Source organism: Peribacillus deserti (genome assembly GCF_016909175.1).
GTDB classification, from domain to species: domain Bacteria; phylum Bacillota; class Bacilli; order Bacillales; family DSM-1321; genus Paraperibacillus; species Paraperibacillus deserti.
The window spans coordinates 1-15,212 of sequence record NZ_JAFBFI010000007.1 but is presented as its reverse complement, the minus strand read 5'-3'; the positions used below and the strand labels follow the sequence as shown (position 1 = coordinate 15,212).

Below are 15,212 nucleotides of genomic sequence, written 5' to 3'. Positions count from 1 at the left end.
AGGGATTTTTCTCCCCAAAAACAAATGAATACTATTCATTGTTATTGGAGGAAAGATAAATGAGAATACCGATATTAAAATTACATGATTTGTTACTGGTTTCCATACAAGTCGTGCTTGATGATAAGAGTGCTTTAGAGCTTCAAGAGGATTTATTGCAAAAGATTCACGCGACTAACGCAGAAGGGGTGGTACTGGATCTGACTTCTCTAGACATGATCGATTCGTTTATCGCAAAAGTACTTGGAGACATGGTGAGCATGGCAGAATTAATGGGTGCGAAAGTAGTATTAACTGGAATACAGCCAGCTGTTGCTATTACCTTAATCGAGTTAGGTATAAGCCTTCCTCATATAATGACTGCCCTGGATTTGGAAAAAGGGATTGAATTATTGAAGGATAACGGCGTTGTTCATCCATGATTAAAGTGGAGATTGTTAAAATCCAACAAGAATTAGATATCGTAATGGCACGCCAAAAGGGTAGGGAAATGTCAAAGCTAATTGGATTTGGTGCGGTGGATCAGGCTCGTATAACAACAGCGGTATCTGAACTAGCTAGGAATATCTATTTATACGCGGGAACTGGTGAAATCACATTTGAACCGATTGAAGAGAACAATAAAATTGGTGTGAAAATCTCAGCCATTGATAAAGGGCCAGGGATTGAAGATATTAAAAAAGCGTTAGAAGATGGATATACCACATCTGGAGGACTAGGTGCTGGAGTACCTGGTGTAAAACGGTTAATGGATGAGTTTTTTATTGATTCTACTGTTGGAGTGGGAACGACCGTTATAGTAAAAAAGTGGCATAAGAAATAGTCGTATGACTATGATGAAAAGGACCAGACACTGAAAGACGTTGTCTGGTCCTTTTTTAAACCAATAAAAATAGTTGATTTGAAGATGGGAGTCCTTTATGTATAGGTACCGATACAATCTTTAAGATACATTTCAACAGGGAAAGCATTTGTTTACGGAACAAGTTAGTCGGATTTAAAAGAATGCTTATTCTAGAGCCTTGTCATTATACATAAACCATTATAAATTATGGATATATATGACTTTCACCATTGAACACAACCAGGAGGACATCGATGAGTGAACAAATGTATTCCAATATTGAAGTAGACCGAAATACACTTAATTCAAAAGTACAAGAGCTTGTCCGCTTGATGAATAAACGCGGTTATGAAGATTACACCAGGGGCGGTCTGGGAGCACTTAGACAAAAAAAGACCGCTGTTAACGGTCAATAATATTATTTATTCAAAAGATATTCTTCAATGTTTCCTGAAGTGAACCTTTTGTTTCAACATCTTCTTCAAAACGGACTCCCGCGGGCACCATTTTTCTTACAAGATCAGGACGAAGACCAGTAAGAACCGTTTTGCAGCCCATCATTTTAACTCCAGCCAATACCTTTTCTAAATTATTTATGACATCCCGTTACATCATGGCAATACCTGAAAGGTCCATAACCAGTGTGTGAATTTTTGAGTCAGCTATGTTGATTAAAACTTTTTCCTCAATTATTTGAATCCTGTATGAGTCTACTGTCCCACTTAGTGGCAAAACAGAAACGCTTTCACTTACGGGAATAATTGGAACTGGCAAGTGCTGCACCATTTCTCTTTGTTTTAAAAACATTGTATCTTTATAACTTGTATAGTTAAGGAAAAAGTTATTAAGGAACTTGTCAATATTATCGTTGATAGTTTTTGCTATTTCGTAAAATTCTGTACGGTCATTCGTAATATTTTTTTCCTCGTCAAGAATACATACAAAATGCCATAAAGTTCTTCTTATCGCTTGTACCCACTCTAATTTTAACTCAAGTGTTAATGCGTGCTCCGCCAAAGCGATGCCTTCCTGTTTAGCGAACGCAACTAACTCGTCTTCTTTTTGATCAACTACATAATAAATCAATGTCCGAGCATTTTTTAACAAATCAATGTTTACTTGATTTAGAATGTCTGAAATTTTTGATGAGACATTTACTGCTTCGGTATGCAATTTGTCCTCAAACAGTTCCCCGTTCTCTTTAATAAATGACTTTATTTCTTTGCCCAGTATCTGTATCGGTCTCATTGCCACCACCGATGCTTTTGTATTAATAGTAACTTTCAACTCATAAAATAGCAGAGGTAAAAATTTATTTATTTTTCAAATCAAAACGAGCTATTTCTTTATCATCTAACAATACTATTAAAGTGGCATCTAAAGCATTATCCTTGAGTTTCTTTAATTGTTCTTTTGACGGTACAAGAAACGGGACTTGGGGATTATCTTCACTCACACCTAAATCGTAGTGTAGAGTATATTTTTCCTCTTGGTCAGGTTCAAGAATATATGCAGAAGTATGTCCGTATCCCAAACCACTTGCTTCATATTCGGATGGATTAAAAATATTAAAACCAATTATTTCTTTGGATGAAGCAACTAAATTATCATTAGGTTCAATTTTTATTTGTATACCTTTCTCACCTATGTCACCGATTTTTTTGTTCCCAGTATTCTTAATTGCAAACTCATAATATAATGCGGTTGGTACAAGTTCTTTCCCCTTTTTATCACCTTCGGTTATACCTATTGCACCAACTTTATCTTTATCGTTTACAATATCAACATTTGTATTTACAAGTTCCAAAGAAGGTTTAGACGAACAAGCAGTTAAAAGCGTTAACAACGAAATGAAACATATAAGAACCATAAATCGTTTCAATAACTTCTCCCCCTTTTTAATTAGGTTTTTTAAAATTTTATCATAGAACCCTCTTTAAACTTGAAATATTTACCTTTAATACAAAATATTTCAAATTTGACAATTGGTTCTGTTATCATTTAACAAAGCTTACATAATAAGAGAAAATGGTGTTTTATTAAGGGGGAGAGAATGATGAAGAAGGCATTATTAATTATTGATGTACAAAATGGAATGTTTACAGAAGGCAATGAAGTATATAAGAGTGTTACTCTACTTGAAAATTTAAACCAATTAATAAACCAAGCTCGTTCTACAAATACATCTATTTTTTATATCCAACACAATGGACCTGTTGGACATCCTCTGGAATATGGAACAAAAGGATGGGGAATTCATCCCAATATTTCTCCCCAAAATCAAGATGTTATTATACAAAAAACAACTCCAGATTCGTTTTTAAACACCACTTTAGAGGAGGAATTGAAAAAACATGGAATTAAGCATGTATTTATAACGGGCATTCAAACAGAAGCGTGTGTTGATACAACGTGTCGAAGGGCTTTTAGTGCTGGATATCAAGTCACTTTAGCTTCTGATACACATAGTACATGGAGTTCCAATGAAATTACCGCTCAACAAATTATTAACCATCACAATACCGTACTCCGTTGGTTTGCAACTGTTTGTCCGAGTCATGAGATTATATTTAATACATAACTGAATCCTACAAATGTGAAAAATGTACTTCAACTATCGGAGGCGTTAGTTCTAGAAGGTGTTGCTTATTAAAAAAGTATTAAAGAAGACGTAGCCAATGGGCAACGTCTTCTTTAATATTTTCTATTATATTCTTTTAGCCCCGATATAACGTGGCTTCCAATATGTGTTGTTTGTACTTGCAATTGATACTCCATAAGATGATGCAGATTGAATCATCTTTCCGCTTCCCATATAGATGGAAACATGTGTTGGTCTTGATGCCTTGTTCGGTGCGTAGAACATCAAATCTCCCATTGCCAATGAAGAAACTCGCGTGCCTTTTCCGTACATTTCCGCAGCTGTTCTAGGAAGGGTTTTCCCTGCTTTGCTGTAAGAATATTTTACTAAACCTGAACAATCAAATCCGCTTGGGGTAATGCCGCCCCATTTATAAGGCACTCCTAAATTGGTTTTTGCCACCGAGATAGCTTTTGTATGATAAGTAGCCGCTTCACTCATGATCGGGGAAGCAGTACCAATGACCGTTGCAACAGAAAGAATAGCAAAAAACTTTTTTAACAAGCGTGTTTACCCCCAGTTGTAAGTTTCTAAACCTAATATAATGGATAAACTTGTCCCCATGGTTACAGGAATATTACAGTTTATTTACAAAAAGTAGGGAAGTGCGGTAGAAAATAGAATACCATGTAGAAATTTGTATAAGGGTGAGCTTTAAGAAGTAAGGGAACTATACAGCATGCAAACCTTTTAAAGTTTTTTATCAAAACCCTTAACATAGGGTAGGGGGGTATTGTATAATATAGTCAGGGAGGCGATCTAATGGGTTCAAGCATTCAAGATGACCATTGTGAAAACCCTTCAGGGGGCAGAAAAAGTCATCATTCCGAACAAGTGAAAAAGAATCTGGTTACCCGACTAAATCGAATTGAGGGTCAAATTCGCGGAATTAGAGGGATGATTGAAAAAGATACGTATTGTGACGATGTTATCACACAAATAGCATCTACCCAATCAGCTCTAAATAGCGTAGCAAAAATCCTTCTTGAGGGACATCTGAAAAGCTGCATCTTAGAGCGAATCAATGAAGGTGATACAGAAGCAATCGATGAAGTACTCGTTACGATAGAGAAGTTAATGAAAAAATAAAGGAGCGATTATTATGGAAAAAACAATTCTAAAAGTTCAAGGCATGTCATGTGGTCACTGTGTAATAGCTGTTGAAGGCAGTGTTGGTGAATTATCTGGTGTGGAACGTGTTCTTGTAGATTTAAAAGTTGGAGAAGTGGCAGTGGAATACAATCCAGGAACCGTAACTCTTGATAAAATTAAAGAAACCATCGATGATCAAGGGTATGATGTAGAATAAACCAAAAAACGTGCTTTAAGCACGTTATATTTATCAAAAATTTATACCCCCCACCCCTATTATATGAGAGAAAGGTGTTTTTAATGACTGAAGCGAAAGCTAAGGAGCTGAAAGAAACGAATTACCAGATAACAGGAATGACGTGTGCGGCTTGTGCAAATCGGATTGAAAAAGGACTAAAGAAAATGGAAGGGATCAAAGACGCCAACGTAAATCTGGCCCTTGAGAGTTCTAAGATTGTGTATGACCCGAACATTGTCTCCGAAGACGATTTCCAAAAGAAAATCAAGGGTCTCGGGTACGATGTTGTGTTGGAAAAAAGGGAGTTTGTCATCACAGGGATGACCTGTGCAGCCTGTGCAAACAGGATTGAAAAAGGATTAAACAAACTGGAAGGCGTTAGTAAAGCGAGTGTGAACCTGGCGTTAGAAAATGCCACCGTTGAATACAACCCTTCATTAGTAAGCACCCAGGAAATCGTGGGAAGGGTACAAAAGTTAGGATACAACGCCATATCTAAAGAAGAGAATGCTGATCATGTGGATTACCGAGAAAAAGAGATAAAGAGGCAGCAAACGAAGTTTATCATCTCTGCTATTCTTTCTATCCCGTTACTATGGGCAATGGTCATCCATTTTTCCTTTACGTCATTTATTTATCTTCCTGAGGCTCTCATGAATCCATGGGTGCAGCTCGCACTAGCCACGCCCGTACAGTTCATCATCGGATGGCAGTTCTATGTGGGTGCCTATAAAGCGCTGCGGAACAAGAGCGCTAACATGGATGTCCTTGTCGCCCTTGGAACGTCGGCCGCTTATTTTTACAGTCTATATGTGACAATCAAGTCTATTGGTACACATGCACATATGCTTGAATTGTATTATGAAACAAGTGCCATCCTCATTACCTTGATTCTTCTTGGAAAACTGTTTGAAGCAAGAGCAAAAGGCCGTTCATCAGAAGCAATCAAGAAGCTTATGGGCCTCCAGGCTAAAACGGCTACTGTTGTGAAAGACGGAGTAGAGAAAGAAATTCCCCTTGAAGAAGTACTGGTCGGGGATATCGTGTATATCAAGCCAGGTGAGAAAGTGCCTGTCGACGGAGAGATCTTGGAAGGCCGTTCCGCATTGGACGAATCGATGCTGACAGGAGAAAGTGTGCCCGTTGATAAAAAGATTGGAGACTCCGTTATCGGGGCAACCGTCAATAAGAACGGATTCTTGAAAATTAAGGCTACAAAAGTGGGAAGAGACACGGCCCTTGCCCAGATCATCAAGGTGGTCGAAGAAGCTCAAGGCTCTAAGGCGCCTATCCAGCGTTTGGCTGATCAGATATCAGGAATATTCGTCCCAATCGTGGTGGGAATAGCAGTGGTAACATTCCTGATTTGGTTTATCTGGGTAAGCCCTGGCGAGTTTGCAGAGGCGCTTGAAAAACTGATTGCCGTACTTGTTATCGCTTGTCCTTGCGCCCTCGGCCTTGCAACACCGACATCCATTATGGCAGGTTCTGGAAGGGCTGCTGAAATCGGCATACTATTCAAGGGCGGGGAACACCTGGAGGGAACCCACCAGATTGATACGGTTGTATTAGACAAGACAGGAACCGTTACAAAAGGGACTCCTCAGTTAACGGATGTCATCGTTGATGCGAAAATGAGTGAGACAGAATTCTTATCCCTGATCGGTTCTGCTGAAAACCAATCCGAACATCCACTGGCTCAGGCCATTGTTCAAGGCATCAAAGAGAAAGAAATCGCGCTTAAAGAGGTTCAGGAGTTCGAAGCGATACCAGGTTACGGAATCAAAGCCACTGTCGAGGACAAAACCATTTTAATTGGAACCAGAAGGCTGATGAACCGTGAAAATATTGACATAGCGGATACCACTACAACAATGGAACAGCTTGAGGATAACGGAAAAACAGCTATGCTTGTTGCCATCGACGGCACATATGCTGGGATTATAGCAGTAGCGGATACTATTAAAGAAACATCTAAAGAAGCCATCCGCCGACTAAAAGACCTAAACATCGATGTGGTCATGATCACGGGCGATAACTCAAGAACAGCAACGTCTATCGGTAGAGAAGTTGGTATTGATCGCGTGATTGCTGAAGTCCTCCCAGAAGGAAAAGCAGAAGAAGTGAAAAAGCTTCAAAGTGAAGGTAGAAAAGTGGCTATGGTCGGAGACGGCATAAACGATGCTCCAGCCCTTGCTGTTGCGGATATTGGAATGGCTCTCGGAACAGGTACCGATGTAGCGATGGAAGCTGCGGATATCACGTTGATCAGCGGCGATTTAAACAACATTGCGGATGCCATTTTAATGAGCAAGAAAACGATACGGAACATTAAGCAAAATCTTTTCTGGGCATTTGCGTACAACGTGATAGGCATACCGATTGCTGCGGTCGGCCTATTGGCTCCATGGCTCGCTGGTGCTGCGATGGCATTCAGCTCCGTATCCGTTGTATTGAACGCCCTGCGTCTGCAAAGAGTGAAGCGGGCAAGAGGCAATAAAGGTTCCCGACAAATTTGATTCTTCTTATGTGTTCGCATAAATAAAATGACAGGAGAGGGGAAACGTATGGAATCTCAGGTGAAGAAAATCAAGATAGCGGTGAACTCAGGAATAGGCTTCGGGTCAAAGCTGAATGCGAAGCAATTGATCACCATAGCAAAATATATAGATGATGAAGAGATTGAGTTAACGACATTCCAGCAGTTGTATATCGAAATTCCCGAAGACCAAAAGGATCAAGTGACAGAGGAGTTTAAGCGGGTCGGACTTCATTGTTATCCTGTTGGAAACTTCGTTAAAAGTCTTAGGACCTGTAACTTCTGTAAAGGAGAACTGGAGGAGGGGATGCCTGTTGCGAAGGAACTTAATCGAAGAATAGCGGGTAAACCCGTTCCCTTTACCTTAAAGGTCGCGTATACTGGATGCCCTGTTGGCTGCGGGGAACCGCTTCTAAGTGATTTCGGAGTCATGAAGGTTGGGGACGATTATTATGATTTATATATAGGCGGGAAGGCTAAAGGAAAAGACGCTCAAATCGGGCAATTGTATAAGGAGAAGCTTACTCCAGAGTCCCTTTATGACGAAGTGGAAACCATAATAGATCAATACGCTAAAGAGGGGAAGAAAAGAGAAAACTTTTCCAGATATCTAAAGAGAACTCAACTAGTCGTCCAATAATTCAAAAACAGCTGTGTTCAAAACACAGCTGTTTTTTTAGATAGTAATCATAAGTGAGAGTAATCCGTAAGGTGATTCAAAGAACATACGAAGATAATGCCCAAAACATGAGAAAAAAGGAAGCAACTATCACTGAGAAAGATTCTATACCGAAAATGTTTCCTTTTCTTTCAATTTTCTTATATTCTTTATACGTGATTTCCCCTCTGGCAAACTGAAGACCACTTTCATTCGGTTCCACAAAATAGGAAGTTCCATTGCTGTCACGAAGGATCACTTTTGCAACAAACGGATTGTCGCCTGTTGAGGATACAGCCGTTACCGATGGAAAAATGGAATGAAGTCGAATCTCTTCAAACATTTCCTTTGTTCGCTGCTCAATGGAATCAGTAGAAAAACACATGGAACCCCGCCTTTTTATCCTCTGCTTACGTGTTAAATCGAAGTAAAGGACAGTTTATGTAAGTGCCCATCAGATCAAGGATACGTAGATGCCTGTTGATTTCGTCCACAAAGTGAATAAAACCTGTTATGGAATTCATATGCTTATTTTTATAATACTGTATGACCAGTGGAAAGGTGAATTCCATGGATTCTGCAATTAAGTTATTCACATCCTCAAACTGCTGCTCATCGATAATGGGTTCCGATTCCTCGTAATATTCTTCATTTGCATACTTCCTTAGCATACTTACATGTTCGGGAAGCATCAAACTGGTCCATTTTATGTTTCCGCGGTCGTATCATATGATCACTCCTCATAACTAGTATATACGAACATGTGTTCCCGTGTAAAAGAAACCGTGTTAATGCTTAATCAAATTCTCGGAATTCTTTTCATTATTTGTAACGTACACTATCGAACAATCCGACTATAAAATTAAGAGGAGGATCCTGTTGGAGAGTGGATGTCCTTGCTGGTATTTTTCCAATAGTTAAGTTGCCGAGCCGTACAATGGGTTGAAAAAAGGAAGCAAACGCTAGAAGACGGGATTATTTCATAGATAATGCTTAAGATTGGCTTTTAAACACTGATTTTAAAATAAGTCTTTATAGGGGGAATGAGATTAAATGAAAAATAATGCTTTTATTAAAGTGATTCTAAGCGGCATATTTGTGTGTTTAGCCATCATTGCATTCAAATTGAATTCCGACGATCCTGCTCAATTACCTGCGCCAAACGTTAAAGATGAAAACCAGGGCGGGAGGGTTGTTCAAATTGCACCTAACAGGGTTGGAGTGGTTGATACAGGTAGCGGAAGTGGGTGGGAGCAACTCGTCATTTTTGAATACAATGAAGCTGCAAAAAAGTTTGAGGTCGTAAGTACCATACCTTATGAAGATATATTTAATCACCCTGAGGAAAATGGGATTCCAGTCAGGAAAGATAAATATGGAAATTAGCTTTTTTAGGATTATTACAGGTAACCAGGATGAATAATGGTTGTTAATGGAACAAAAAGTTGTTGGATTATTTCTTAAGTTGAAGGCTCAACAAAAAGAGAACCCATATCTTACTAGAGGTTCTCTTGTTGATTATAAAAGGTTAATTAAATGGCTCCTCAACAAGTCTGCCAATAAAGTTTTCTATCATATCATATGCTAATTCAGCTGTTTTTGGATTGTCGTTTTGCAGGTTATGTAAATGTTCTAAAACCCGTAGCAGCGTCCTTCGGCTTGTCGGATCCAAATTTTCAACGATCTGTATGATCTTCTGTGTTTCTTTGGCCAACACGGGTCTCCTTTTCATTGTTTTTTAAATGGTTACGCCTGATAAATAAGAACAAGATGATGATAAGGGATAAGATACCTAACACGATCTTACTTTGAAAATCCCAAACTAATATCTGCTTAACGGTATAAGCCTCAATCAAAAGAGCTGGAATTTTACCGATTGTACTGGAAACAGCAAAATTAATGGTGTGTATTTTGCTTGCAGCGCCTGCCAGAGTCACGGCTCCTGACGGAATAAAAGGGAAAATGCGTAATGCAATAATAAGAAAGAATGCTTCCATTCCTTTTGTAAGCTGAAGTTTTTTTATCCATTTGTTTTTTGTTGAAAATGTATGGCTGATTCCTTTTCTATAAAGGTAGAAGCTTACAACCGCCCCTAGGGCTTCGCCAGCTATTGAAAGATAGAGCCCTTGGGCAAAGCCGAAATATGAGATATTGGCGGCGGTAATAAATACGCTAGGAACAACTCCCAGTATGCTTACCACTATACTCAGGGCCAAACTTATAAGATAAGCAAAAGCCCCACTTTCAGAAAATAAGGTAACAACAAAATATTCCATTCTTTCCCCCGTATGCTATAAATTAGGGACTTGTTCTACATGGAAACCGAGCAAAATCTTACATTATGCTCGGTCTTATTTGTATTAAGAATTAATGATTGATTAATGACCGCTGTGTCCTCCTGATCCTGTACTTGAAAGCTCTTCTTCTGTCACCCATTTGTGGTTTTTAACAGGTTCTCCGCATGTTGTCGGAGTGAAATCAACCATGTAAACGGTGGTCTGTTTAGCAGTATCGATAGTCGCTTCTGCGCCTTTCATTCCTTCCATATGATCAGCGTTTAATTCTGCTTTATCGCCAGGTTTTAGAGGGGTGTCACCAGCGTCTTTCAGCTCTTCTTGAATGACCCATTTATGATTTTTAACTGGTTCTCCACCTGTTGAGGGGGTGTAAGTAACCGTATAAACCGTTGTATCAAATGCCCCTGAAATGGTTGCCTCGGCACCTTTCATGCCTTCCATATGGTCGGACTGGATGATTGCTTTGCTTCCTACTTCATATTTAGGGTTTGCTGCTTCTTTTAATCCTTCAGGAACTTTACCAGAACTGGAATGGTTCATGTCTCCATGGTTCATCTCTGAGTGGTTTGTTTCTTCTTGTTTAGGTTCCTTATTTTTGCTTTCATTTTTATCACTGTCTGGATTTCCACAGGCACTTAGAACAAGTACGAAAGCAGCACTTAAAAAAGCTAATCTCTTTTTCATGTCATGACCTCCTAAGGTTTATAAGGTCAGTGTACTCTATACTTTTGAAGAACTTATGAAGATGACTCCTGTTTCATTAATTTTTTGGTAACTGAATATATACTATCGTACCCATACCTTCTGTGCTTTCTATCCATACAGTACCTTGGTGGGCTTCAACCAGCCTCCTTACTATGGTTAACCCGATACCGCTTCCTCCTGTGTCGCGACTTCGGGAGCGATCCTCCCTATAAAAACGGTCAAATACCTTCTCCAATGATTTTTTCCTCATACCAGTCCCATTGTCTTTAACACTGATTAATACATGGTCACCCTTATTTTCAGCGGATACACGTACCAATCCGCCAGCAGGTGTATATTTCAGTGAGTTCGATAATAAGTTGAAAAGAATTTGTTTCATCCGTTCTTCGTCGAAAGGAAAGTTCAAATTATCCGAGCTGTTGGCTTGAACGTCGACGTTTTTTTGTAAATAAGCACTTGTAACAGAAACGATACAATGTTTGATTACGCCCCCTAAATTATTTTCTTTAAAATTCATCCTGAACTCAGGTGACTCAATTGTATTTAACTGTTCTAAATCCTGAATGAGGTGAATCAATCGATTTATTTCTTCAGTGCAGTCCTTAATTCGCTCAAGGGTGGGTTCCCAAATACCGTCCTCAAATGCCTCCATGTGGCTCTTTAATGTGGTAAGTGGCTTACGGAGTTCATGGGCGATGTCCGCCGTCATATTCTTACGGGCAATTTCCTGGTTCTCTAATTCTAATGCTAATTGATTGAGGGAATGGCCGAGCTCGCTTAATTCGTCATTACCTGAGATTTTTACTCGTGTTTTCCATTGTCCTTTGGTCATCTTTTCTGCCGCTTCTCTCATTTGCAACAAAGGATTCGAGAGCCTTTTCGCAACAAAGTAACTAACAATAAAGACAAGGATGATTGCTGCAATCGCGGTGAAGAGGATTGACTCAAGCATCGCCCTTTCAAGGTGAGAACTTAAGGGATCTAAGTGTTGAATCGTGGCTGATTCATGCTGAAACATGGTGAAATGATAATGGATTTCCAATGCATAAATGATACTTGTCAATATTAAGACAGCGGAAGCGATAAGTGTGAAAATGAGTGCCAGCCTTGCATGCAACCCTTTTCTCATAAACGCTCACCCGAAAATTTATACCCCATCCCATACACCGTTTCCAGGTAATGAGGAACTTTTGGATTGTCCTTAATTTTATAGCGTAGATTTTTAATATGCTGGTCAATAATTCTTGAATCACCAACAAAATCATCCCCTAATACATAGAACACCAATTCATCTCTTGTATAGGTCCGCTGAGGGTATCTAGCCATAACCAGCAATAATTTATATTCGCTTGGGGTTAGATCAATCTTTTTCCCTTTTAGTCGTACTTCCTTATAACTTTGGTCTATTACTAGCTCATCTTGGTTAAAGGAAATCGTTTCAGCTAACAGCTGATCAGGATTAGATCTCCTTAAGATCGTTTTAACCCGCATAACCAGTTCACGCGGGCTGAAAGGCTTCACCATGTAATCGTCGGCCCCGATGGTCAGGCCATATATTCGGTCATTCTCCCTCACCTTTGCAGTCAGCATTAATATGGGGGTAGCAAACTTCCGTCTAATTTGTAAACAAATTTCTTCGCCCGACATATCAGGCAGCATTAAATCCAGGATAATAAAATCCACGGACTTTTTATCTATAATCTCCAGTGCATCTTTTCCGTTCTCTGCTTCCTTAATTAGAAATCCCTCATTTTGTAAATAAGAAGAGATCACTTCTCTTATTTTGTATTCATCATCTACAACCAATATTGTTTTCAATCAACATTCCTCCAATAATCGCTTACTTACATTCTAATATTGAGAGTTTATGATTTCAAAAAGGGATGTATGGAATATGCATTCATTACTAACCTTCTTTAAAATGAAGATGAAAAAAGGCACGGGATGTTTACAAGTTGCGTAGTTTTCAGGCAATAAAAAGACGCTGCCCCAAATGGACAACGTTTTAATTTTGTTGGTCAGCTTGGAACCTTAAAAGGATTACAGAAAACACTAACGCTTTTCTAAGACTTGTTGAACATTGCCATACGCTTCAATATCTGAAATGTTGATCCCTAACTGTACAGCTGTATGAGCTAACGCTGGTTTTACTTATGGGGAGGTTAGTTAAAGAAGGATTTCATGTTGAAAGGGCGAATACTAAAATAGAATCGTATTGTTTATTATTGACTATTTTTAAAACTGGGGAGCATTTAAAGCCCGCATTCCTTGCATACCGTATATGTATTCAAAACGAGCAGGTTTATTTAAGATCGGGTATTGTTGAAAAGGGGATGAAGCGCCGTTTGAGTATTGAAGAAGGATTAAAAATAATGGAATGGGTGGCTTTTTATTTAATGCCTTTCTTATGTATTGTTTTTGTTTTAAATTGTGTGAGTTTGGCAAAAAAAATAAGAATAGGTGAGAATACAGCTAAGAATACGGTTTGGATAACAATTACGTTTATATTGATAATTTACTCAATAATGAGTGTAGCAGCTTTGAGTTATTAAACTAAAGAGTGCGTTAGTTAAAGATCGTTCGGCTACTTCGGTAGCCTTTTTGTTGTTTCACTAACGAGCAGGTTAGTTCAATAAGAGGATTTCATCGAGGTATCAATAAAATTAATTCCTTTTGAATTGATGTTATATGAACCTAGTTTAAAACAGTTAAAATCAATTTGTTGAAAGTAGGTAGGGTGTATTCTATGCTTGATGAGAAAACAATACAAATTGTTCAGTCAACTGCTCCTGTCTTAAAAGAACATAGTAAAGTAATTGGAAAAAGATTTTACGAACTATTATTTGAAAAAGCCCCTAATTTATACAATATCTTCAATCAAACCAATCAAAAAAGAGGTCTTCAGCAAGAAGCTTTGGGGTATGCCGTTTATGCAGCTGGAGAGCATATTACCAATCTTGAAGCTATATTGCCCGTGATTGAAAGAATTTCTCAAAAACACCGGGCTATCGGCATTAAAGCGGAACAATATCCCGTAGTAGGAGAAACCTTGCTTCAAGCGGTAAAAGATGTTCTTGGAGATGCTGCAACAGACGAAATTATTGAGGCATGGGGAAAAGCATATGGCTATATTTCAGATGCCTTTATTGAGCTTGAAAAGAAGCTCTACGAAGAAACAGAAAGTCAGCCAGGAGGATGGGAAGGCTATCGAAACTTTATTGTGGAGAAAAAAGTCAAAGAAAGTGAAGAAGTTACTTCTTTATATCTAAAACCTGAAGATGGAAAAGCAATAGCAACCTATAAGGCTGGACAATACCTTACCATTAAAGCTAAAGTTCCTGGAGAAAAATATACCCATATTCGCCATTACAGTCTATCGGAAGCACCAGGTAAAGATTATTATAAGCGTAAAACGAGAAGACGAACACGATACCTCACCTGAAGGAATTGTATCTAACTTCTTACATAAACAGATTCAAACAGGTGATCCCCTCCCATTTTCTGCTCCAGCAGGAGACTTTGTAATGCAGCATGATGACTTGCCTGTTGTATTAATAAGTGGAGGCATCGGTATCACTCCTTTATTCAGCATGTTACAAACACTTGTAAAGGAACAAATGAAACAGAAAGTCACGTTTATTCATTCCACTCGAAATAGTAAAACACATGCTTTTCGAAAGGATGTAAACCAAATGGCTATCGATAATGAGAATATAAAGTCATTGGTTTGTTATGACCGACTGAGGAGGACAAAATAGCCAAAAACTTTGATAAAGAAGGATTTATTGATTTAAACTTTTTAAAATCAAACATTGCGACCAAGGATGCAAATTTTTATTTTTGCGGTTCCCTCCCGTTTATGGATGCTATTATTAAAGCCTTACAGGAATGGGATGTTCCAAAGGAACGAATTCATTATGAGTCGTTTAGCCCTTTAGCAATTTTAGGTGAATAACGTTTTATTGTTTTCGCGTTAGGAATTATTATTATTTTAAGGAATAATATTCTAAAAAAATCCACTGGTAAAATTAAAAAGACGCTTTATTTAGGCTTCGTCCTTTCTTTACTCAGCAAATTAGGAGTATGTGAAGAAGTGTACTTAAACTCCCATGAAAATTAATTCTGAGATACAGTCAAAAAGGCAATACTAAAGAAGACAGCTCATTCTGTATTTTTAAAAGAGTGCCTGGTTGCTTGT

21 protein-coding genes and 1 pseudogene are annotated in these 15,212 nt (G+C 38.6%); 11 read left to right on the top strand and 11 right to left on the bottom strand.

Annotation, left to right across the window (positions count from 1 at the left end):
- Window positions 1–59: 59 nt before the first annotated feature.
- The 3 genes from JOC77_RS09095 to JOC77_RS09085 all read left to right on the top strand — a co-directional run bounded on the left by JOC77_RS09095 (window position 60) and on the right by JOC77_RS09085 (window position 1,260).
- Entirely contained in the window at window positions 60–422 is a 363-nt protein-coding gene (locus tag JOC77_RS09095; RefSeq protein WP_204542112.1) for an STAS domain-containing protein, read from the top strand.
- Complete coding sequence (locus JOC77_RS09090) at window positions 419–823, top strand: anti-sigma regulatory factor (RefSeq protein WP_204542109.1); 405 nt, start codon at window positions 419–421, stop codon at window positions 821–823. Before JOC77_RS09095 ends, JOC77_RS09090 begins: the two co-directional genes overlap by 4 nt.
- 275 nt (window positions 824–1,098) lie before the next feature.
- Window positions 1,099–1,260, top strand: a complete 162-nt coding sequence (locus JOC77_RS09085) for a hypothetical protein (RefSeq protein ID WP_204542106.1) — start codon at window positions 1,099–1,101, stop codon at window positions 1,258–1,260.
- A gap of 10 nt (window positions 1,261–1,270) precedes the next feature.
- On the opposite strand, the gene JOC77_RS21725 is transcribed toward JOC77_RS09085, so the two are convergent.
- The 3 genes from JOC77_RS21725 to JOC77_RS09075 form a co-directional block, all read right to left on the bottom strand.
- Window positions 1,271–1,405: an STAS domain-containing protein gene (locus JOC77_RS21725; protein ID WP_338047205.1), complete on the bottom strand. Its 135-nt coding sequence runs from the start codon at window positions 1,403–1,405 to the stop codon at window positions 1,271–1,273.
- Between the two features lie 45 nt (window positions 1,406–1,450).
- Window positions 1,451–2,092 (bottom strand): STAS domain-containing protein, encoded by a 642-nt coding sequence (locus JOC77_RS09080; RefSeq protein ID WP_338047204.1) that lies wholly within the window; start codon window positions 2,090–2,092, stop codon window positions 1,451–1,453.
- Between the two features lie 64 nt (window positions 2,093–2,156).
- Window positions 2,157–2,726: a hypothetical protein gene (locus JOC77_RS09075; protein WP_239558689.1), complete on the bottom strand. Its 570-nt coding sequence runs from the start codon at window positions 2,724–2,726 to the stop codon at window positions 2,157–2,159.
- A 174-nt stretch (window positions 2,727–2,900) separates the two neighbouring features.
- Here JOC77_RS09075 and JOC77_RS09070 point away from each other — a divergent pair, with 174 nt between their 5' ends.
- Window positions 2,901–3,425: a cysteine hydrolase family protein gene (locus JOC77_RS09070; protein ID WP_204542604.1), complete on the top strand. Its 525-nt coding sequence runs from the start codon at window positions 2,901–2,903 to the stop codon at window positions 3,423–3,425.
- Window positions 3,426–3,551: 126 nt separating this feature from the next.
- Here the strand turns inward: JOC77_RS09070 and JOC77_RS09065 are convergent, their stop codons facing one another.
- On the bottom strand, window positions 3,552–3,989 hold the full coding sequence (locus JOC77_RS09065; RefSeq protein WP_239558688.1) for a C40 family peptidase: 438 nt from the start codon (window positions 3,987–3,989) through the stop codon (window positions 3,552–3,554).
- Between the two features lie 258 nt (window positions 3,990–4,247).
- Here JOC77_RS09065 and JOC77_RS09060 point away from each other — a divergent pair, with 258 nt between their 5' ends.
- The 4 genes from JOC77_RS09060 to JOC77_RS09045 all read left to right on the top strand — a co-directional run bounded on the left by JOC77_RS09060 (window position 4,248) and on the right by JOC77_RS09045 (window position 7,994).
- Entirely contained in the window at window positions 4,248–4,574 is a 327-nt protein-coding gene (locus tag JOC77_RS09060; RefSeq protein ID WP_204542104.1) for a metal-sensitive transcriptional regulator, read from the top strand.
- Window positions 4,575–4,587: 13 nt separating this feature from the next.
- On the top strand, window positions 4,588–4,794 hold the full coding sequence (gene copZ / locus JOC77_RS09055) for a copper chaperone CopZ (RefSeq protein WP_204542101.1): 207 nt from the start codon (window positions 4,588–4,590) through the stop codon (window positions 4,792–4,794).
- 83 nt (window positions 4,795–4,877) lie between these two features.
- Entirely contained in the window at window positions 4,878–7,334 is a 2,457-nt protein-coding gene (locus tag JOC77_RS09050) for a heavy metal translocating P-type ATPase (protein ID WP_204542098.1), read from the top strand.
- 48 nt (window positions 7,335–7,382) lie between these two features.
- Entirely contained in the window at window positions 7,383–7,994 is a 612-nt protein-coding gene (locus JOC77_RS09045; protein ID WP_204542095.1) for a nitrite reductase, read from the top strand.
- A 76-nt stretch (window positions 7,995–8,070) separates the two neighbouring features.
- Here JOC77_RS09045 and JOC77_RS09040 read toward each other — a convergent pair whose 3' ends face one another.
- Together JOC77_RS09040 and JOC77_RS09035 are read right to left on the bottom strand one after the other, a co-directional pair.
- Window positions 8,071–8,397 (bottom strand): hypothetical protein, encoded by a 327-nt coding sequence (locus JOC77_RS09040; RefSeq protein ID WP_204542092.1) that lies wholly within the window; start codon window positions 8,395–8,397, stop codon window positions 8,071–8,073.
- Between the two features lie 25 nt (window positions 8,398–8,422).
- The gene (locus tag JOC77_RS09035) at window positions 8,423–8,704 is read right to left on the bottom strand and encodes a YolD-like family protein (protein ID WP_239558698.1); all 282 of its coding nucleotides are present in this window, start codon (window positions 8,702–8,704) and stop codon (window positions 8,423–8,425) included.
- A 361-nt stretch (window positions 8,705–9,065) separates the two neighbouring features.
- Between JOC77_RS09035 and JOC77_RS09030 the strand changes: the two genes are divergently transcribed.
- Window positions 9,066–9,398 (top strand): hypothetical protein, encoded by a 333-nt coding sequence (locus JOC77_RS09030; RefSeq protein ID WP_204542085.1) that lies wholly within the window; start codon window positions 9,066–9,068, stop codon window positions 9,396–9,398.
- Between the two features lie 142 nt (window positions 9,399–9,540).
- Here JOC77_RS09030 and JOC77_RS09025 read toward each other — a convergent pair whose 3' ends face one another.
- The 5 genes from JOC77_RS09025 to JOC77_RS09005 all read right to left on the bottom strand — a co-directional run bounded on the left by JOC77_RS09025 (window position 9,541) and on the right by JOC77_RS09005 (window position 12,832).
- A complete protein-coding gene (locus tag JOC77_RS09025) occupies window positions 9,541–9,726 on the bottom strand; it encodes a hypothetical protein (protein WP_204542082.1) in 186 nt (61 codons plus the stop codon).
- Entirely contained in the window at window positions 9,689–10,288 is a 600-nt protein-coding gene (locus tag JOC77_RS09020) for a TVP38/TMEM64 family protein (protein WP_204542079.1), read from the bottom strand. Before JOC77_RS09020 ends, JOC77_RS09025 begins: the two co-directional genes overlap by 38 nt.
- A gap of 102 nt (window positions 10,289–10,390) precedes the next feature.
- On the bottom strand, window positions 10,391–10,993 hold the full coding sequence (locus JOC77_RS09015; protein ID WP_204542076.1) for a YdhK family protein: 603 nt from the start codon (window positions 10,991–10,993) through the stop codon (window positions 10,391–10,393).
- 76 nt (window positions 10,994–11,069) lie between these two features.
- Entirely contained in the window at window positions 11,070–12,143 is a 1,074-nt protein-coding gene (locus tag JOC77_RS09010; RefSeq protein WP_204542073.1) for a sensor histidine kinase, read from the bottom strand.
- Window positions 12,140–12,832, bottom strand: coding sequence for a response regulator transcription factor (locus tag JOC77_RS09005; RefSeq protein WP_204542070.1), 693 nt, complete (start codon window positions 12,830–12,832; stop codon window positions 12,140–12,142). The genes JOC77_RS09010 and JOC77_RS09005 overlap by 4 nt, the downstream gene beginning before the upstream one ends.
- Before the next feature lie 335 nt (window positions 12,833–13,167).
- Here JOC77_RS09005 and JOC77_RS09000 point away from each other — a divergent pair, with 335 nt between their 5' ends.
- Window positions 13,168–13,566 carry a hypothetical protein gene (locus JOC77_RS09000; RefSeq protein WP_204542067.1) on the top strand — a complete coding sequence of 133 codons (399 nt, stop codon included), beginning with the start codon at window positions 13,168–13,170 and terminating at the stop codon, window positions 13,564–13,566.
- Window positions 13,567–13,760: 194 nt separating this feature from the next.
- A pseudogene (gene hmpA / locus JOC77_RS08995) lies at window positions 13,761–14,969 on the top strand (NO-inducible flavohemoprotein).
- Window positions 14,970–15,212 lie beyond the last annotated feature (243 nt).

Excerpts from the sequence above, each read along its gene's own strand:
- JOC77_RS09090 (WP_204542109.1), top strand. The coding sequence starts at position 419 with ATGATTAAAGTGGAGATTGTTAAAATCCAACAAGAATTAGATATCGTA.
- JOC77_RS09015 (WP_204542076.1), bottom strand. The coding sequence starts at position 10,993 with ATGAAAAAGAGATTAGCTTTTTTAAGTGCTGCTTTCGTACTTGTTCTA.
- JOC77_RS09070 (WP_204542604.1), top strand. The coding sequence starts at position 2,901 with ATGAAGAAGGCATTATTAATTATTGATGTACAAAATGGAATGTTTACA.
- JOC77_RS21725 (WP_338047205.1), bottom strand. The coding sequence starts at position 1,405 with ATGATGGGCTGCAAAACGGTTCTTACTGGTCTTCGTCCTGATCTTGTA.
- JOC77_RS09000 (WP_204542067.1), top strand. The coding sequence starts at position 13,168 with ATGGGGAGGTTAGTTAAAGAAGGATTTCATGTTGAAAGGGCGAATACT.
- JOC77_RS09010 (WP_204542073.1), bottom strand. The coding sequence starts at position 12,143 with ATGAGAAAAGGGTTGCATGCAAGGCTGGCACTCATTTTCACACTTATC.
- JOC77_RS09080 (WP_338047204.1), bottom strand. The coding sequence starts at position 2,092 with ATGAGACCGATACAGATACTGGGCAAAGAAATAAAGTCATTTATTAAA.
- JOC77_RS09030 (WP_204542085.1), top strand. The coding sequence starts at position 9,066 with ATGAAAAATAATGCTTTTATTAAAGTGATTCTAAGCGGCATATTTGTG.
- JOC77_RS09020 (WP_204542079.1), bottom strand. The coding sequence starts at position 10,288 with ATGGAATATTTTGTTGTTACCTTATTTTCTGAAAGTGGGGCTTTTGCT.
- JOC77_RS09035 (WP_239558698.1), bottom strand. The coding sequence starts at position 8,704 with ATGCTTCCCGAACATGTAAGTATGCTAAGGAAGTATGCAAATGAAGAA.
- copZ (WP_204542101.1), top strand. The coding sequence starts at position 4,588 with ATGGAAAAAACAATTCTAAAAGTTCAAGGCATGTCATGTGGTCACTGT.
- JOC77_RS09060 (WP_204542104.1), top strand. The coding sequence starts at position 4,248 with ATGGGTTCAAGCATTCAAGATGACCATTGTGAAAACCCTTCAGGGGGC.
- JOC77_RS09095 (WP_204542112.1), top strand. The coding sequence starts at position 60 with ATGAGAATACCGATATTAAAATTACATGATTTGTTACTGGTTTCCATA.
- JOC77_RS09050 (WP_204542098.1), top strand. The coding sequence starts at position 4,878 with ATGACTGAAGCGAAAGCTAAGGAGCTGAAAGAAACGAATTACCAGATA.
- JOC77_RS09085 (WP_204542106.1), top strand. The coding sequence starts at position 1,099 with ATGAGTGAACAAATGTATTCCAATATTGAAGTAGACCGAAATACACTT.
- JOC77_RS09045 (WP_204542095.1), top strand. The coding sequence starts at position 7,383 with ATGGAATCTCAGGTGAAGAAAATCAAGATAGCGGTGAACTCAGGAATA.
- JOC77_RS09040 (WP_204542092.1), bottom strand. The coding sequence starts at position 8,397 with ATGTGTTTTTCTACTGATTCCATTGAGCAGCGAACAAAGGAAATGTTT.